The sequence below is a fragment of the Bacteroides reticulotermitis JCM 10512 genome, assembly GCF_000517545.1.
In the GTDB taxonomy this organism is placed as follows: Bacteria; Bacteroidota; Bacteroidia; order Bacteroidales; family Bacteroidaceae; genus Bacteroides; species Bacteroides reticulotermitis.
On the sequence record NZ_BAIV01000032.1, the window covers coordinates 11,262 to 28,478 of the forward strand.

Sequence of the window (17,217 nt, forward strand, 5' to 3'; positions counted from 1 at the left end):
CTTTATATTTGTTTGACTATTTCATTCATCTTATCAATATAACGTTTCATTTCCACATCGGAAATAATAATCTTCTCATTATCCAGCACCGGACGAAGTTCGCGGAAAAAGCGACACAGTTCATCGACATCCATGCCGGTCTTTTGTGCAATTCGTCGCACTTGGCGTTCTTCATCGATAACTTCATCAAGATCGACTTGAATATCCCGTCGCAACTCTTCGGAGAAATAGATGTATTTCTTACGAACCAGGTCGGCACAATCTTTCTTCTGTGCGTAGAGAGTGCCTATGAGTTCGGTGAACTCGAGTGACTTATTCTCCGGCTCACGCATCACTGGGATGACTCGCTGCGTTCTACGGGCAGTAAACAGCATGAAGAGCAGAATCGCCAACATGGTAAGGTAGAGTGCCCACCGAAGGGGCGGTTGCGAAAGTAGGTAACGAAAAGGAGACAACTCTGCCTGGGCCGACTCCTTCATATAGCCTTCCGTACGGATGATAGGTAAATCGCCCATTTGCGAAAGCAGCCGGTAAAGGTAGGTTGCATTATTTCCATCCAGCATACCGTAATTGGTAAACAGCAAAGGTGTGGATACCAGAATTACTTCGCCTTTGCCCCAAGGACGTGAGAAAGCAAGCAACGGATGGTAAGCGTTATGGATCTTGGCCGTATCTGAATCGGTTATTTCGTACGTCGTTTGTTTCATTAAATCTTTCTCCACCAATTTTCTTTGCGGTAAGGAGTCGGTCCGCAAGAAATGGGAAGCTATAAATTGTGGATAGAAGCGATACAAGTTGGAGGAGTATACAGAGTCTCCAACCCAATAGATTGTATCTCTTTCTAACGCTAGCGAACTTACACGTTTCTTCAGCGTATTCGCGTTGAAATAAGAATACGTACAGTAGAATTCTAAGGTATCTTGCAGAATACTCCCAAACCGAGTGCTTACGAGCATGATCTTATTCCCTCGTTCTGCCAACTTCAATATGGACTCTACATCAACCCGGGGTAGCATCAAATCATTGGAGACAACCAATATTCCCCGCACTTGGGACGAATCTTCTTGTTCTAATTGATAAAGCGATTTTTTCGACAAAGCATACCCTTTGGGTAAGGAGGTAGACAGTACGCTATCAAAGACAGCGCATCCGAAAGGTTGGCTGTCGTTATGGCTAAAGGTAGGAATCCACACAAACTTCTTAGGCAAATGATATTCCACTGCAAACATAAGAATCAGAAAGGCTATTATGCCAATAATAAACCAACGGCTACCTTTCATGCTTCACCTCCTTTCATGATTTCTTGTTGCAACGTTTGCATGGTTTGAAACAACGATTCGCTCGCCTCAAAATTACCATAACGTACCCGCAGAAAGTGGTTTGTCAATTGTCTAAAAACAGGCGTACGCACTTCATAAATGTATTGTGTGGGAGTTTTATAAAGTTGCCAGTTGATCTTACCTTCATCGCTCAACTGCTTGAGCGTTTGCAGATAGAGTAGCCGAATAGCCTGACGGTAGTTCTGTCCGGCAAGTGCATGTGTTATCTCTTCGTGAAAGTCGATTCCATAAATGGTATCTTCTTCGGTGACATAACCCAGTTGTTTTCTGCGCGTACGCATGAAAAGCTCCGGACGCTTGCGATAAATCAACCAACAAAGAAACAGCAAAAGAAGAATGGCAATGCTGATGAGTATAATTTCGGAGTATTCGGTAGCAAATTTACTGCCGAAAATCCGTCGTAACAACTCCGCGAATTGATTAGCGACCCACTCGAGCACATTGATTTCGGGTGTAATCAGCTCCCGGTTATAGCATAAGCCGGGTTAGACTGCCAAAGAGCAATCTGTGCCGTATCGCAAACCAATGTATCCGCGGGAGAGTTTATCATCTTTCTATCTGGTTCTTATAATTCATTAAATTTATCAATATCATCTTCTACGGTGACACTGTCTACTACTTCCGAAGCATGCCCATACTGATAAACCAAGCCCACTACCGAGAAGATCATCGCCAGATAAACGCCAAAGGTTTGAATGATTCCCAATATATAAAGGAAGAAACTGTATCCGACAGAGACAGTAGCACCGCTTCCCGCATCACTCATGGCAAAGAAATACTTCACCAATGTAGCAATATACCACGGCATCATAGTTACCCCTTGCAGAATATTGGCAACAAGTCCCATAACCAGGGCCATCAAAAAGATGCCTCCCCAAGTAGCAAAGCCTAAACGGAAAGCTTTCTTTAGCGCTCCGATTACAGTTATCTCTTCCAATAGGTAGATGGGAGTCCACAAAGCGAATGGCAGCATTACAGCAATCGCCGCAGGAATCGTAAAGATTAACGTGAATGGAGTCAGCATAATTAGTATAACCAAAACTAGTACTATTAAAATGCCCAATGCGAAGCCCATCAGGAAAATGATAAGCATCTTTTTCAAATTGCGAAATAGTAGAGGCTTCAACATGCCCAATGTGACGCCTTGCAAACGTTCTTCACGCTCATTGTATGTGTGTATGAGTCCATACAGCAAAGAACTCAGAAGCATGGTTCCAATCATCGTTAACAAAATGTAAACTCCATAATTTATAAAAAAGCTATACCAATAGCCGGAACTGTGGCATTTCCTCCTTCAGCCTGCTGCATTAGACTAAAGGCTCCTCCCATCAATCCATTCAGGCTTAATGCTTGAATCAGTGATAAAGGCAAAAGCAGATAGGTTGTAAACTTCAGAATTATCTTCCAGTTTTCTTTAATAAAGTCGAAAGAAGCATTCAGCTTATCGCCGAAAGAGCGCTTCTTATACAATGCAATTTTAGGTTTTTGTGACTCCATGTTTTTTCCTATTGGGTAAATAAATATAGTAAAATAGAATAAAAGCAAGTGAAAGCAGGATAATACTCAGCCTCAGCAAATCGGGCAATTGAGTATGCCGCGTGAGAAATCCTTCGATGAATGCGGCCAAAATGAATACAGGCACCGTACCAATGACAATCTTCAAACCACGTTTAGCACCTCTTCGGAATGATTCAATTCGCGAATACGTACCGGGAAAGAGCCATCCGTTTCCCAGACATAATCCGGCGGCACCCGCCACGACAATAGCCAGATCTCCAAAGTCCCATGTAGCCAGATAGCCAAAAAAGATTCCCAAAGCAAACCATGCTGAAAGAAAAAGGTTTGAAAGGCTCCTACCATAATACCGTTTTGCAACAAAACATAGCCTGTACCGAAACTGGTTAAAATTCCCGTTGCGAAACAGTAGAAAGAGACCATCACATTGTTTAAGGTTATCCCCAAGAACATCGGAATTTCCGAACTTCCGTTATAAACAGCCATTGGTGTTCCATTGGCTATGTTATTCAGCGTCATATCCACATACGAATTACCCAAAATGAGTCGTACAAATTCCGGATCATTGGTAGCCGACAAAACGCCTATCAGTACACTGCATAAAAAGATTAGAAAAGAAGTGAGCAGTTCTCGGCGAGCATCGTACATTGTTTGTGGCACTTCCTTTGCCCAGTACGTGATGATGCGCGACCATTTCTCCCGCTTGTTTCGATAAATCTCGTTGTGCAATGCGGAAGATAAGTTGTTTAAGTAGATCGTAATGCGAGAAACGGGATAATGAGTTTGGGCAAATGCCAAATCAGCAGTCAGTTCCGTATAGACATCGGCCAACCGATCGGGAGACAAACGTGATGCCTGCTCTACGACCTTCTCAGCCTCCTTCCATTTTTCTATATTCTGCCGAATAAACGTAACTTCTTTCATTATTCCCTCCACGTCTCGAGTAAGTTTAGCCCGAAACAGTTAGCAAAAGTAAGAGAATTATGATATATTTGCAACAGAAACGTAAAAATGTTCAACCAGTAATGGCAGATTCCACAATTATCACGGGGCAATTCGTCCGTATCAGTCAAACGCCAGCCAGCATTGGCGAGCGGATAATAGCTCTATTCATAGATTACTTTCTGATTGCTATTTACCTCATCTGCATGACCACACTGATAACCAAATCTCCCATTAATCAATCCAGCGCAGGTTATCTCTTCTTTCTGTTCATTGGATATTTGCCTGTCTTATTTTATTCTTTTTTGTGTGAAATGTTCAACCGGGGGCAAAGTTTTGGAAAGAAGCTAATGAATATCCGCGTAGTGAAAGCAGACGGTTCTACCCCGAGCATCGGTTCGTATTTACTCCGCTGGTTGCTATTTTTGATTGATGGTCCGGCAACAGGGGGCATGGGCTTACTGGTGGTCTTACTGACCAAGAACAATCAACGCATAGGCGATCTTGCTGCCGGTACGATGGTGATTAAAGAAAAGAACTACCGGAAGATACATGTCAGCCTGGATGAATTCAATTACTTGACTAAAGATTACCGCCCCACCTACCCGCAAGCAGCGGATTTATCTTTAGAACAAATAAATGTTATTACCCGTACATTGGAGTCGGGTGAGAAAGAGCGTGTACGCCGCATTATGCTACTTGCCCAAAAGGTAGAGGATTCGCTCTCCATCACCGCTCGTGACCCTAATAAGGAAAAGTTTCTTCAGCTTATCTTACGAGATTATCAGTATTACGCACTGGAAGACATTTGAATAATACGCAAAATATGACAAACACATCGCAGTGATGTATTATTGCATACAGTTCTTATATCAAGTTCCGACAATGACCCGATAGAACAAGAAATGGGGCTGTTCGAATTAATTCGAACAGCCCCATTATTCTTTGTTTATTCTATGAAAACCGGATAATTACTATGCCTGCTCTTCCAGAGAATCACCATATTCCATTTCGCCCTGAACGATAAAAAGAATTTCTTCAGGATCATATTCTCCTACCTCATCCTTTTTAGCTTCTTTTACAATGTAGGATACCACTTCTTCCAAATCGATGTTTATGTAGCCTTCTGCATCCGGCTCAGCGTCCAGAATACCACTTTCCACATAATACTCATCAATCAGATCAAGGAAATAACATAGTTCATCATCATCGAACTTCTCTTTTAACTCCTGAGGAAGATAGTTCTTGATGAATTCGATTGTTTTCTCTTCATCAGCATCCATCGCTAAAAAATCATTTTCCAGTCCCATGGTTATTAAGTTTAAAATGAATATTGGGTATTTATCAGAGTAGGTTCTTCACCTTTTCAACAAATACCGATTTGCTAGCAGTACTTACCTGCTTATCCACAATTGCACCATCTTTAAAGAAAAGGACTGTAGGAATATTACGAATTCCATACTCGGCAGCCACGTCACTGTTTTCGTCTACATCGCACTTGCCAATAATTACTTGTCCTTCAAATTCCTTTGCCAACTCTTCAATGATAGGGGCTACCATTTTACACGGGCCACACCAAGGAGCCCAAAAATCGATTACAACTGGTTTACCTTCTGCAAGGAGTTCCTTGTAGTTGCTGTCTGTAATTTCTAAAGCCATTTTTTAACTATATTTATTGTTAATGTAAATCATCATTATTCACGGGACAAATATAATCAATTTATATGAAACGCCAGTTCGGGACGCTCTTTTAAATACGTAATTAATTCTCGACCGATTGATAGTTTGATCGGACGGGAAATCAAGTCAACACTCATATGATTGTTATCCGAATCATCGGTTACTTTAAAATAGAGTTCAGTACTACCCGGATGCGACTTTGTCAGTAGGGCTAAATCTGTAACAAGCTCTTTATTAAGCACTGACAACGGAATCATAATGGTTATTTTTTGCACCAGTTCTTCTTTAACATCAGGCAGTAGTTCTATGGACGTTACTTTAAAATCTAACTCATTCGGGTTCCATTGCTTGGGTTGACAACGGGCTTTGATATAAAGGAAAGTGCCCTCATTCAAGTACCCTTGATAGGTCACCCAATCATTCCCCCAAAAAGGTATCTCGCAGAGCCTGAATAGTCTTCCATTTTGACAATACCGTAAGGGTTACCGTTCTTACTTATTCCTCGACGAACACCGGTTACAATACCTCCCATAACAATTTCACGACCTGCTAAAGCAGCCTTATCGTCGAGTTCGGCTACATGGGTATTGCATACATGCTCCAGTACAATCGCAAATTCGTCCAACGGATGGGCCGAAAGATAAATACCGACTAAATCTCGCTCACGGTTTAGTCTTTCTAAATCATTCCAACGCGGTACTCCTTGCGGAATTTCGGGTGTGGAAATCTCAATTACGTTATCTCCTCCAAACAAGGAATTAACCGCAGCAGCCTGATCGGCTGATAACGGTTACCATATCTCATTAGAGTTTCCAGGAAAACTTCTCCTTTGGAGTTTACAGCGAAATACTGTTCGCGTTTTAACTCTGGAAACTCATCAAATCCTCCGGCTAATGCCAGACATTCCATATTCTTTTTGTTACACGCATTCAGATTGACGCGTTGCACGAAGTCGAAGAGTCCTGTAAAAGGTCCGTTCTTTTCACGTTCTTCCATGATACTTTGCACGGCAGCCTCTCCCACTCCTTTCACAGCCCCAAGTCCGAAACGAATATTTCCATCATGATTTACTGTAACTTCAGGTTACTTTCATTCACATCCGGTCCCAGAGTCTGAATACCCATCGCTTTACATTCGTCCATCAGTTTCGTGATATCCGTAATGTTGGATAAACTTCGGCTCATAACCGCAGCCATATATTCCGGCGGATAGTTTGCTTTCAGATAAGCCGTTTGGTAAGCAACCCAAGAATAGCAAGTTGCATGCGACTTGTTAAACGCATAAGATGCGAATTTCTCCCAGTCGGTCCAAATCTTCTCCAGAACCTTTGGGTTGTGTCCGTTTTTCTGTCCACCGGCAATAAACTGCGGTTTCATATGATCTAGTTTGTCGCGCATCTTCTTACCCATCGCTTTACGAAGGGCATCGGACTCACCACGGGTAAAGTCCGCCAACAAACGCGACAAAAGCATCACCTGTTCTTGATACACCGTAATACCATAGGTTTCCTTCAGGTATTTCTCCATAACGGGAATATCATATTCAATCGGCTTACGTCCATGTTTACGGTCGATAAAGTCCGGAATATAATCCATTGGACCCGGACGGTAGAGCGCATTCATGGCAATCAAGTCTTCGAATGTGGAAGGCTGCAACTCACGCAGGTATTTCTGCATACCGGCGGACTCGAACTGGAACGTACCAATCGTTCGTCCATCGCTATATAGTTTATAGGTAGCAGGATCGTCAATTGGAATTTGGTCAATGTCGATCTCCAGCCCACGGCTTAAACGTACGTTGACAACAGCCTCCTTAATAATGGAAAGTGTCTTCAGGCCCAAAAAGTCCATCTTGATCAATCCGGTATCTTCAATAACCGAACCTTCATATTGAGTGACCAGCATCTTTTCGCCGGTCTCCTTATCGTCAGCCGTGCTCACAGGCACCCAATCGGTGATATCATCCCGACAGATAATCGTACCGCAGGCATGTACACCTGTACCTCGTACATTACCCTCGAGCATTTTAGCATATTTAAGCGTATCGCGTACCAACGGGTCAGGGGAGGCCTCAGCCGCCTGCAACTCCGGAACGTATTCAATCGCATTTCGCAAATTCAGCTTCTTATCCGGAATCCTATCGGGCACAAGCTTCGCTAATCGATCGGACTCGGAAAGAGGTAGCTTCTGTACACGGGCAACGTCTTTAATGGCCAGTTTAGTAGCATGGTGCCGTATGTAATGATATGAGCGACTTTCTCTTGCCCATATTTATTGGTTACCCAACGAAGTACTTCACCACGTCCATCATCATCGAAGTCCACATCGATATCAGGCAAGGAGATACGGTCGGGATTAAGGAAACGCTCAAACAGCAAATCATATTGGATGGGGTCTATCCGGGTAATACCCAAACAGTAGGCAACAGCTGAACCGGCTGCCGAACCACGTCCGGGACCTACAGAGACGCCTAATTCATTACGCGCAGCACTGATAAAGTCCTGTACAATCAAGAAGTAACCGGGAAAACCCATCGTCTTCATGATATATAACTCAAACTTCAGTCGTTCCTTCACCTCGTCCGACAAGGGATCTCCGTACGTCTTTAATGCGCCATCCAAGGTTAACTTACCCAAGTAATCTCCCTCTAGTTTGATACGATAGAGTTTATCATAACCACCCAGACGCTCGATCTTTGCTAATGCCTCTTCCTCATCCAATACGACATTACCATTCTCGTCCTGCGTAAATTCATCGAACAGGTCTTTTTCCGTATATTTTTGTCGATAACCTTCTTCCGTTCCAAAATCTTCGGGAATGGCAAAGGTCGGCATGATAGGCGCATGATCGATCGAATAGTGTTCTACCTTATTGAGAATCTCCATCGTATTGCTCAACGCCTCCGGAACATCTTCAAAGAGCACGTTCATCTCTTCACGCGTCTTCATCCACTCTTGCTTGGTGTAGTACATTCGATTCGGATCGTCGAGATCTTTACCGGTACTCAAACAAATTAGGCGATCGTGCGCTTCCGCATGCTCTTCATTCACAAAGTGAACGTCGTTGGTACATATTAGCTTTACATCGAATTTCTTGGATAATTCGATTAAATGGTCGTTTACATTTGCCTGTAAGGGATAAGCTTCCCGGTTAGCACGAGGTACAGTTGCTTTATGACGTTGCATCTCCAGATAGAAATCGTCACCGAACACTCTTTTGTACCAGGTAATAGCCTCTTCCGCTTCACTCAATAGACCTTGCGTAATCTTTCTCGGAATCTCTCCACCCAGACAAGCCGAACTGATAATTAGTCCTTCGCTATACTTTTCCAGTTCGCTACGATCGGTACGAGGACGCATATAGTACCCGCGTGTCCACGCGTGTGACACGAGTTTAATAAGGTTATGGTAGCCAGTCTTGTTTTTAGCTAATACGACTAGATGGTAGCCACTTTGATCCTGCCTACCTTCTTTGAGATCCATAGTTCGTCGAGCCACATACATTTCACAACCTATAATAGGTTTAAATAACCGGTTCTCGATCTCAGCTATCTGCTCCCGACAAGCGGCAATCTCAGCTTCTTTGTCTTCACAAGCCACTTTGCCTGTTTCAATAGCTGTTATTTTCTTCTTTAGCTCCTTGATTTCTCCTCTCGGAGCACTATTTTTCTTATTAACATAATTCGTAAACTCTTTGACAGCGAACATATTACCATGATCAGTCACAGCAATACCTTTCATCCCATTCTTCATAGCTTTATCCACCAATGCACTAACACTGGCTTGTCCATCTAATAAAGAATATTGGGTATGAACGTGTAAATGAACGAAATCCTGCATAACAATTAATAAAGTGAGTAATTAAGCCCTAAAAATACGACCAATGCACGGATAAACAAAAATAATCCTCAAAAAGTTATCAACATCATCATTTCTACTCACATTTATTTGCGGGTTTTTTAAATTAAGTATATTTTTGCACGTAATTACCATTTATCTAACATTCATGGGCCGATTAAAAAAACTAAAAAAAATACGTATTCACAGGGAAGGAACACACATTCTATGGGGCAGTTTTTTTCTGTTACTTCTTATCAACGCTGCTCTTTATTGGGGGATAGAATGCAAGTTGCCTTTCTATCTTGTAGCCATTGTCAGTATTTCCATTTATATGCTGATGGTAAATTTCTTCCGTTGCCCGATTCGATTCTTCGGGCACGATACGGAAAAGATAGTAGTCGCGCCAGCTGACGGAAAGATAGTAGTTATTGAAGAAGTGGAAGAGAACGAGCACTTCCATGATCGCCGCTTGATGATTTCCATCTTCATGAGTATAACAAATGTGCACGCCAACTGGTACCCAGTAGACGGAGCTGTGAAAAAAGTAGCCCATCACGACGGAAACTTTATGAAAGCCTGGTTACCTAAAGCCAGTACAGAAAATGAACGTTCTACGGTTGTGATTGAAACACCCGAAGGTGTGGAAGTGTTGGTACGTCAAATTGCCGGTGCAGTAGCCCGCCGTATTGTCACTTACGCAGAAGTGGGTGAAGAGTGCTACATCGATGAACACCTTGGATTCATCAAGTTTGGTTCTCGAGTGGATGTATATCTGCCGCTTGACACGGAAGTATGCGTTCAATTGGGCCAATTGACTACCGGTAACCAGACAGTTATCGCCAAACTCAAATAATTAAAAGTCACAATGACAAACATTATTAAGAATAACATACCGAATACTGTAACCTGCCTGAACCTTTTTTCCGGTTGTATCGCTTGTGTGATGGCTTTCGAAGCCCGATACGATCTGGCCTTACTCTTTATTATACTAAGTGCGGTTTTCGATTTTTTCGACGGCTTGTTAGCGCGTGCGCTCGATGCACATTCCATTATAGGCAAAGACCTTGACTCCTTGGCTGATGATGTTAGCTTTGGAGTAGCTCCTTCGATCGTGGTGTTCTCGTTATTTAGAGAGATGCATTATCCTGCAGGAATCGAGTTTCTGGCACCGTATATGCCTTATGCCGCCTTTTTAATTTCTATATTCTCAGCATTGCGTTTGGCTAAATTCAATAATGATACTCGTCAGACTAGTTCTTTCATTGGACTTCCGGTTCCGGCTAACGCCTTATTCTGGGGTTCTTTGGTAGTAGGAGCTCATAGCTGGTTGGTATCCGAAAGTTGCCATCCTCTATACCTATTGGCATTAGTCTGTGTATTCTCCTGGTTATTGGTCTCAGAGACTCCAATGTTCTCTTTGAAGTTCAAGAATCTCTCGTGGAAAGACAACAAAACAAGTTTTATTTTTCTGATTGTCTGCATCCCGCTCCTTGCTATATTACAAATCAGTGCCTTCGCTGCCATCATCGTGTGGTATATCTTACTCTCGGTGTTTACTGAGAAAAGCGAATAAAACAATCTTTTGGCACGCTTGTTGTACTAATATAATAGTATTCAAGTTATAACACTAAAAAGAGAGTTCAATGCATATACTTCTATTTATCCTGATTTTCTTTGTTTGCCTTTTTGGTATAGGCCTTTCGATTATTGGAACGATTCTGAGAGCCATTTTCGGAATTGGACGTTCCAAACAACAGCCGCATTATGAACGAGCCAGACACAACAATGGTGACCAACGGACCAATACAGGCTATGGCACAAGTAATTCCGACAACGAAGAGGAGGGGCATAATAAAAAGATATTCTCAAAAGACGAAGGAGAGTATGTAGACTTCGAAGAAGTGAAAGAATAGTCTTCTCTCAATAATATCAGGTAAATTAAGAATCGTTACTTATTGCGTTTAGCGGCAAAGAATTGTTTCATCAGTTCTGCACATTTGTCAGCTAGCACGCCTTTTACAACTACGGTTTTCGGATGCAACGCCTCTGAAGCATACTTTTGATATCCCCGTTTCTCATCTTCCGCACCAAATACCAATTTACCGGTTTGCGCCCAGGCAATAGCACCGGCGCACATCACACAAGGCTCAACGGTAACATATAAAGTACATTCATTCAGATATTTTCCACCAAGTACATTGGCGGCAGCAGTAATGGCTTGCATTTCGGCATGAGCAGTCACGTCCGTCAATGTCTCCGTTAGATTATGAGCGCGCGCAATGATACGCTCCTTACAAACAACAATAGCTCCTACAGGCACTTCTCCCCGTTCACCGGCTTTCTGTGCTTCTATCAAAGCTTGTTTCATAAAATAAGTATCGTCCAGCATATTAACGTCGCATATCGTGTTCTCCGAAGAGGGTGGGATAATCTTCTTCCATTTTCTGGTGAACAAACGCGAGGACTGTTTCACGAAGCCAGCGCGACTTATTGCTTATCTTGTATTTTTCCAGATAACGATCAATAATCTGCTGCTCATCTTCGCTCAGCAAAATGCTCATCCGCCGTTCTCGTTTGACTGATTCGGCAGATATCCTCAAGCACTTCTTACTTCTTTTTCTCATATCTTTTGCAAAATTACTTTTACTTCTGTAAAAACAAAGAATAAAAGCAGTAAATTTGCAAAAAAAGATGGCTAAACACAATGATTTGGGAAAAGCCGGAGAAAATGCCGCTGTGGCCTATCTCGAAAAGAAAGATTATGTAATCCGTCATCGTAATTGGAGGAAAGGACACTTCGAATTGGATATCGTAGCCGCTCAAGCCAATGAGTTGGTAATCGTTGAAGTCAAGACGCGCCGAAACAGGGCGTTTGCCGACCCGGAAGATGCGGTCGATCTGGCGAAAATTAGACGAACCGTTCGGGCTGCCGACACGTATATGAAACTATTTCAGATTGACGTTTCCGTACGTTTCGACATTATCACGGTCGTAGGTGAACCGGAGAATTTTACCATAGAACATCTAAAAGAAGCATTTCATCCTCCACTTTTCTAAGTAACTTGACACTTTATAACAAAACAGGATATGGATATAGAGATTGCCAGAGAGTACTGCCTCAGCAAAAAAGAAGCGACTGAATGTTTTCCTTTCAACGAGTATGCTCTCGTCATGAAAGTAATGGGAAAGATGTTCGCGTTAATTGATTTGGAAGATGCCAACAGCATTATACTGAAATGTGATCCGGAGCGCACAATCGAACTCCGCGAACGCTTCACCTCCATTACAAGTGCCCCTTACTTCAACAAAAAGTATTGGAACAATGTTAGCTTTGACGGGGATGTGAACGAAGCGCTGATCAAGGAGATGATCGATCATTCTTACGAAGAGGTTATCCAAAAGTTCACTCGAAAATTACGTGCCGAATATGACGCCATTCCCTAACGAATTCATCGTTCCTCTGATACACATCGAAGAGACTAATTCGACCAATAGTTACCTGCAAGCTTGCATCAATGAGTCGAGACCGGAAGAATTTACTACGGTCGTAGCCAATTTTCAGACAGCGGGCAGAGGACAGCGCGGCAACTCCTGGGAGTCGGAGCGCGGTAGCAACCTTCTATTCAGCTTCGTCCTTTATCCTGAGTTTCTGGAAGCCAGGCGACAATTCTTCATTTCGCAAATTGTATCTCTCGCCATCAAAGAGGCCTTGGAATGTCATACTACTGATATTTCCATCAAGTGGCCGAACGATATCTATTGGAAAAACAAAAAGATATGCGGAATATTAATCGAGAACGACCTGATGGGCAAGTATATCAATCAAAGCATTGCAGGCATCGGGATCAACATTAACCAACAAACATTTGTCAGTCCCGCGCCTAACCCGGTATCACTGAAGCAAATTACAAACAAGGAGTATTCTTTATCCGACGTGCTCGATTCGATAATGCAACGGGTAAAAGCCTATTATCAGCTGCTTCGCCAAGGCGATACCGAGCTGATAAGCCAACGTTATGAACAAGCTCTTTTCCGGAAAGATGGTATGCACCGATACAGGGACCGCCAAGGAGAATTCACCGCACAAATAGTACGTGTGGAGTCGGAAGGAAGATTGATCCTGAAAGACGAAACGCAGATAGAAAGGGGCTATATGTTTAAAGAAGTCGAATATTTATTGAAATAAATGCTTCTTTCGAAAATTAAAACGTTACATTTGAATTCATAAATATTAAACTCGCTCACTTATGAAGATTAGATTATTATTTCTCCTCCCCCTACTCACTTTTCTGATGATGGGATGTGGGGATTCTGATTCAGATACGGCAGCTTTGAGTGTATCTCGATCATCTTTCAATGACATTAATGGAAAAGGGGATCAGGTGACATTGAATATTAACAGCAATTCAACGTGGGTAATAAGTGCACCTTCCTGGTGTTCGCCCAGCATGAAGAGTGGTAATAATAGCAGTGACGTAACTTTTGTTATTGCTCCTAATATTGAGCAAAAATCGCGCACGGGAACTATAAAGATTTCCTCCGATCAAATAAGCAGAAGTGTTACAATTACCCAGCATGCAATCACGCTCACTGAAGCCGAAATCAACTCATATTCTTATAAAATCCCCGTAGTATTTCATATACTTTATCAAAACAAAACGACTTCAACTCAATACATCAAAGAGGGAAGAGTTAATGAAATCATTGCTGCCTGCAATAAGCTATACGGTGGTTCCACCAACAGTTCTAATATCAATATCGAGTTCATCTTAGCAACAGAAGACGAGAAAGGCAATACGCTTACCGAGCCCGGTGTCGACCGTATCGAGGTGAGCAACCCGATCTTCGATTGTGAAGATTTCATGGGAGATGAGACAAAACTCAAGTATGTATGGGATACAGACAAGTATGTCAATATCTTCCTATATCAGTTTACGAATGAAAACATCTTAGGAATTTCGCACCTTCCTATACAGTAGAGCCTGATCAATTAGACGGGTTAAATAGTTTAGATTTTCTGCCAACTCATTCCAGTTTAAATTACCCGCATTGTGTCTCTATCAACAATACTTATATTTATACAGAATCAATCGTTGAAGGTCAATTTTATACTTCGGTGGATGTAGTAGCGACTATTGCCCATGAACTTGGGCATTACCTAGGCTTACACCATGCCTTTAATGAAGCTGAAGATGGAAATATCGACCTATGCGAAGACACTGACTTTTGTGAAGATACACCGGCCTATAACCGATATGAATACCAAGAGTATGTCACAGAGTATAGTCAGAATAAAAAATTGACTTACGAAGATATAGTTGTTTTGTCACAAAGAACCGACTGTAAGACACATATAACTTCTACGCCTAACAATATCATGGACTATGAGATATCATTCATGAATCGTTTTACGAATGATCAGAAAGCAAGAATCCGTTATGTATTAACACATAGCCCTCTCGTACCGGGACCCAAGGTGGCAAGAAGCATAACGAGAGCAACTACTACCCCACAAGAGTTCCCTATGCGAATGATCAAATAAAAACTATATAGCCGAGAAGAGGTGGAGCAATGGCGTTTCACCTCTTGCGGTTACTATAGAATCTTATCTGATTTCCTTTTAACTTTGGTGGAAAGAATACGGCTATCGAAAGACAGGAAAGAATAGAAAAGATGTTTAAAGAAAACGTTTTTTATTGAAGCACATGCCTTTTTTGAAGATTAAATCATTACATTTGAAGCCATTATATATTAAATTCACTAACGTATGAAAATAAAGTTATTATTATTCCTCCCCCTACTCACTTTTCTGATGATGGGATGCGGGGATTCTGATACAGATACGGCAGCCTTGAGTGTATCGCGATCATCTTTCAATGATATAACCCCGGAAAGTACGGCGGTAGAGTTTACCATCACGTGTAACTCGACTTGGAATATCAGTAGCGATCAAGCTTGGTGTGTACCGAGTGTGCTAAGCGGCACTAACAACACCGATCTTAGCCTGCTAATCAGTGCAAATACCACTACTGAATCGAGAAGCGCTACCGTTAGCATCGTTTCCAGAAAGACTATTAAAACATTTCAGGTAACCCAACTTCCCAACTCGACTCTCAACATAGAGCATTATAAGTTACCGGTTATTTTCCATGTCCTCTACAAAGACCCGGCAGACCGCAATCAATACATCGATAAAGGAAGGCTTGCCGAAATTATCAAGATGTGCAACTATACTTTCCAAAACAAGATATACCAAAGCGCCAGTGCCAATATCAGCCAAGACATGAACCTCGAGTTCGTGATGGCCGATAAAACGCCTAAAGGAGCTACTTTGGAGGAGCCCGGCGTTGAACGAATTGCATGGAGCACGTTACCCATGTCATGCGAAGACTTTATGAGCGGAGACGACAATATGGCGAAAGAGTATGCAAAAATGCTGTGGGATCCCAAATCGTATATCAATATATTCGTTTATCTGTTTGATAACGAAAACATTCTGGGTATAGCTCACCTGCCATATGCTTTATCGACCTATCCGCTTGCAGGATTAAATAAAGGTGACTATTATTTAAAGAACGATGTAGAATACGCGCATTGCGTTTCGATCAACAGCAAGTATATCTATGTAAACAACGATGATGACACCTACTACACAACCGATGTTAACAACACGCTCGCGCATGAGTTGGGACATTATCTCGGATTACACCACGCCTTCTCGGAAGATGGAGACGATACGGATCTATGCGCCGATACAGATTATTGCGCCGACACCCCTACCTACAATATGACTGAATATATAAACTGGCTAAACACCATCGACTTTGACGATTATACTTTCAAACAGTTATGTACCCGGAAAAATTGTAGTGGAACAGAATTTGTGTCGCGCAATATTATGGATTACGCATTCTGTTATTCGGATCAATTCACAAGCGATCAGTACAAGCGCATCCGTCACGTACTTTCTTATAGCCGCTTATTCCGGGAACGAAAAGATATACAGATGCGGAGACTCGTTCGTTAGATTCCAACGAAAGACCGCCGATACAGGTTAAAAAGTAATCGATTGCTAGATAGCAATCCCATTCTATCATAAAAGAAAGAGGTGAAACGCTAGCGTTTCACCTCTTTTTCGATTAACAGTATTTTATCCAATGTCTTTTTGGCTTCGGTGGAAGGAAACTGCGAGACGACCTTTTGTAGCGAGCCTCGTGCCCTTTCATATCCGTTGGCAAACAGATCAAATAACCCATCGCGATAACGCGCATATTGCATTTTGGTAGGAGAACCAATCTTTTTAAAATCACTTTCCATTTTTTGCTTTCTTTGTTCTGCCATCAAATAGTAGTAATTCCCCAGAAAGATATTGGCATCCAGATTATCAGCATCCAGTTGCAAAACTTTCTCATACGTACGCAACGCATCTTTTTCCTGCCCACGCCCTACCTGCATCTCAGCACAAGCGACTAAGTAATCCACATTATCAGGGCTGGTCTGCAACAATTCTTTGTAGAACAAATACGCTTTGTCGTAGTTGCGGTTCTTTTTGTAAGCGACGGCCAATTCATTAGCCAATTTGGGAGCTAACTCACCGCGCTTGTCCACATGCGTCCAATAATACATTTCCGCCCGATCGGAGTTCAAATTAATCGCCTGGCGGAAATAACTCACTGCCGGTCCTTGCTGCCCTTCATCAATCGCAGCAGAAACCTTCTGTAACATCTCGTCGGGGGTCTGCGCCAGCAGCGCAACCGGTAACGAAATCAGAAAATAAAAAAGTAAAGTTAAGGTTTTCATCATCTACACTATTAGTCATTTTTTTGCACCTCGCAAAGGTACTCATTTTAAGGCTTTTATCATCCATAAAATATGTTATTATTCTATCTATCTCGTCTGTTC

At 42.2% G+C, this 17,217-nt stretch carries 16 protein-coding genes and 4 pseudogenes; 10 read left to right on the plus strand and 10 right to left on the minus strand.

Annotated elements, in window-relative coordinates:
• Positions 1-2: 2 nt before the first annotated feature.
• The 4 genes and pseudogenes from JCM10512_RS17110 to JCM10512_RS17125 form a co-directional block, all read right to left on the minus strand.
• Positions 3-1,280, minus strand: coding sequence for a DUF4350 domain-containing protein (locus JCM10512_RS17110; RefSeq protein WP_044164888.1), 1,278 nt, complete (start codon positions 1,278-1,280; stop codon positions 3-5).
• A pseudogene (locus JCM10512_RS17115) lies at positions 1,277-1,890 on the minus strand (DUF4129 domain-containing protein). The gene JCM10512_RS17110 and the pseudogene JCM10512_RS17115 overlap by 4 nt, the downstream one beginning before the upstream one ends.
• A 15-nt stretch (positions 1,891-1,905) precedes the next feature.
• Positions 1,906-2,837: pseudogene (locus JCM10512_RS17120) on the minus strand (hypothetical protein).
• A pseudogene (locus tag JCM10512_RS17125) lies at positions 2,818-3,779 on the minus strand (stage II sporulation protein M). Before JCM10512_RS17125 ends, JCM10512_RS17120 begins: the two co-directional pseudogenes overlap by 20 nt.
• Before the next feature lie 101 nt (positions 3,780-3,880).
• Here JCM10512_RS17125 and JCM10512_RS17130 point away from each other — a divergent pair.
• Positions 3,881-4,609 (plus strand): RDD family protein, encoded by a 729-nt coding sequence (locus tag JCM10512_RS17130; RefSeq protein ID WP_044164939.1) that lies wholly within the window; start codon positions 3,881-3,883, stop codon positions 4,607-4,609.
• A gap of 162 nt (positions 4,610-4,771) precedes the next feature.
• Here the strand turns inward: JCM10512_RS17130 and JCM10512_RS17135 are convergent, their stop codons facing one another.
• The 3 genes and pseudogenes from JCM10512_RS17135 to dnaE form a co-directional block, all read right to left on the minus strand.
• Complete coding sequence (locus tag JCM10512_RS17135; protein WP_044164889.1) at positions 4,772-5,107, minus strand: hypothetical protein; 336 nt, start codon at positions 5,105-5,107, stop codon at positions 4,772-4,774.
• 34 nt (positions 5,108-5,141) lie between these two features.
• Positions 5,142-5,456, minus strand: a complete 315-nt coding sequence (gene trxA, locus JCM10512_RS17140) for a thioredoxin (protein ID WP_044164890.1) — start codon at positions 5,454-5,456, stop codon at positions 5,142-5,144.
• Positions 5,457-5,512: 56 nt separating this feature from the next.
• Positions 5,513-9,315: pseudogene (dnaE, locus tag JCM10512_RS17145) on the minus strand (DNA polymerase III subunit alpha).
• A gap of 166 nt (positions 9,316-9,481) precedes the next feature.
• Between dnaE and JCM10512_RS17150 the strand changes: the two are divergent.
• The 3 genes from JCM10512_RS17150 to JCM10512_RS17160 all read left to right on the plus strand — a co-directional run bounded on the left by JCM10512_RS17150 (position 9,482) and on the right by JCM10512_RS17160 (position 11,228).
• Positions 9,482-10,168, plus strand: a complete 687-nt coding sequence (locus tag JCM10512_RS17150) for a phosphatidylserine decarboxylase family protein (protein ID WP_044164891.1) — start codon at positions 9,482-9,484, stop codon at positions 10,166-10,168.
• A 12-nt stretch (positions 10,169-10,180) separates the two neighbouring features.
• Complete coding sequence (gene pssA, locus JCM10512_RS17155) at positions 10,181-10,888, plus strand: CDP-diacylglycerol--serine O-phosphatidyltransferase (protein WP_044164892.1); 708 nt, start codon at positions 10,181-10,183, stop codon at positions 10,886-10,888.
• Positions 10,889-10,958: 70 nt separating this feature from the next.
• A complete protein-coding gene (locus JCM10512_RS17160; RefSeq protein WP_044164893.1) occupies positions 10,959-11,228 on the plus strand; it encodes a DUF4834 family protein in 270 nt (89 codons plus the stop codon).
• A 35-nt stretch (positions 11,229-11,263) separates the two neighbouring features.
• On the opposite strand, the gene JCM10512_RS17165 is transcribed toward JCM10512_RS17160, so the two are convergent.
• Both JCM10512_RS17165 and JCM10512_RS17170 read right to left on the minus strand, forming a co-directional pair.
• Positions 11,264-11,704 carry a nucleoside deaminase gene (locus JCM10512_RS17165; protein ID WP_044164894.1) on the minus strand — a complete coding sequence of 147 codons (441 nt, stop codon included), beginning with the start codon at positions 11,702-11,704 and terminating at the stop codon, positions 11,264-11,266.
• Position 11,705: 1 nt separating this feature from the next.
• On the minus strand, positions 11,706-11,939 hold the full coding sequence (locus JCM10512_RS17170) for a hypothetical protein (RefSeq protein WP_044164895.1): 234 nt from the start codon (positions 11,937-11,939) through the stop codon (positions 11,706-11,708).
• A gap of 67 nt (positions 11,940-12,006) precedes the next feature.
• Here JCM10512_RS17170 and JCM10512_RS17175 point away from each other — a divergent pair, with 67 nt between their 5' ends.
• The 6 genes from JCM10512_RS17175 (at position 12,007) to JCM10512_RS17195 (ending at position 16,342) form a co-directional block, all read left to right on the plus strand.
• Positions 12,007-12,372, plus strand: a complete 366-nt coding sequence (locus JCM10512_RS17175; protein WP_044164896.1) for a YraN family protein — start codon at positions 12,007-12,009, stop codon at positions 12,370-12,372.
• A 30-nt stretch (positions 12,373-12,402) separates the two neighbouring features.
• On the plus strand, positions 12,403-12,759 hold the full coding sequence (locus JCM10512_RS17180; protein ID WP_044164898.1) for an MmcQ/YjbR family DNA-binding protein: 357 nt from the start codon (positions 12,403-12,405) through the stop codon (positions 12,757-12,759).
• Positions 12,743-13,501: a biotin--[acetyl-CoA-carboxylase] ligase gene (locus JCM10512_RS17185; RefSeq protein WP_044164899.1), complete on the plus strand. Its 759-nt coding sequence runs from the start codon at positions 12,743-12,745 to the stop codon at positions 13,499-13,501. Before JCM10512_RS17180 ends, JCM10512_RS17185 begins: the two co-directional genes overlap by 17 nt.
• Positions 13,502-13,562: 61 nt before the next feature.
• Positions 13,563-14,294, plus strand: a complete 732-nt coding sequence (locus JCM10512_RS21595; RefSeq protein ID WP_081741425.1) for a BACON domain-containing protein — start codon at positions 13,563-13,565, stop codon at positions 14,292-14,294.
• Between the two features lie 137 nt (positions 14,295-14,431).
• Entirely contained in the window at positions 14,432-14,857 is a 426-nt protein-coding gene (locus tag JCM10512_RS21600; protein WP_052517277.1) for a M43 family zinc metalloprotease, read from the plus strand.
• A gap of 225 nt (positions 14,858-15,082) precedes the next feature.
• Entirely contained in the window at positions 15,083-16,342 is a 1,260-nt protein-coding gene (locus JCM10512_RS17195; protein WP_244437274.1) for a zinc-dependent metalloproteinase lipoprotein, read from the plus strand.
• Positions 16,343-16,431: 89 nt separating this feature from the next.
• Here JCM10512_RS17195 and JCM10512_RS17200 read toward each other — a convergent pair whose 3' ends face one another.
• Positions 16,432-17,115 carry a tetratricopeptide repeat protein gene (locus JCM10512_RS17200; RefSeq protein WP_044164940.1) on the minus strand — a complete coding sequence of 228 codons (684 nt, stop codon included), beginning with the start codon at positions 17,113-17,115 and terminating at the stop codon, positions 16,432-16,434.
• Positions 17,116-17,217 lie beyond the last annotated feature (102 nt).

Bases quoted from the DNA above. Each gene is read 5' to 3' on its own strand.
- JCM10512_RS17110 (WP_044164888.1), bottom strand. From the start codon at position 1,280: ATGAAAGGTAGCCGTTGGTTTATTATTGGCATAATAGCCTTTCTGATT.
- JCM10512_RS17195 (WP_244437274.1), top strand. From the start codon at position 15,083: ATGAAAATAAAGTTATTATTATTCCTCCCCCTACTCACTTTTCTGATG.
- JCM10512_RS17170 (WP_044164895.1), bottom strand. From the start codon at position 11,939: ATGAGAAAAAGAAGTAAGAAGTGCTTGAGGATATCTGCCGAATCAGTC.
- JCM10512_RS21595 (WP_081741425.1), top strand. From the start codon at position 13,563: ATGAAGATTAGATTATTATTTCTCCTCCCCCTACTCACTTTTCTGATG.
- pssA (WP_044164892.1), top strand. From the start codon at position 10,181: ATGACAAACATTATTAAGAATAACATACCGAATACTGTAACCTGCCTG.
- JCM10512_RS17135 (WP_044164889.1), bottom strand. From the start codon at position 5,107: ATGGGACTGGAAAATGATTTTTTAGCGATGGATGCTGATGAAGAGAAA.
- JCM10512_RS17200 (WP_044164940.1), bottom strand. From the start codon at position 17,115: ATGAAAACCTTAACTTTACTTTTTTATTTTCTGATTTCGTTACCGGTT.
- JCM10512_RS17150 (WP_044164891.1), top strand. From the start codon at position 9,482: ATGGGCCGATTAAAAAAACTAAAAAAAATACGTATTCACAGGGAAGGA.
- JCM10512_RS17180 (WP_044164898.1), top strand. From the start codon at position 12,403: ATGGATATAGAGATTGCCAGAGAGTACTGCCTCAGCAAAAAAGAAGCG.
- trxA (WP_044164890.1), bottom strand. From the start codon at position 5,456: ATGGCTTTAGAAATTACAGACAGCAACTACAAGGAACTCCTTGCAGAA.
- JCM10512_RS17130 (WP_044164939.1), top strand. From the start codon at position 3,881: ATGGCAGATTCCACAATTATCACGGGGCAATTCGTCCGTATCAGTCAA.
- JCM10512_RS17165 (WP_044164894.1), bottom strand. From the start codon at position 11,704: ATGCTGGACGATACTTATTTTATGAAACAAGCTTTGATAGAAGCACAG.
- JCM10512_RS17185 (WP_044164899.1), top strand. From the start codon at position 12,743: ATGACGCCATTCCCTAACGAATTCATCGTTCCTCTGATACACATCGAA.
- JCM10512_RS17160 (WP_044164893.1), top strand. From the start codon at position 10,959: ATGCATATACTTCTATTTATCCTGATTTTCTTTGTTTGCCTTTTTGGT.
- JCM10512_RS17175 (WP_044164896.1), top strand. From the start codon at position 12,007: ATGGCTAAACACAATGATTTGGGAAAAGCCGGAGAAAATGCCGCTGTG.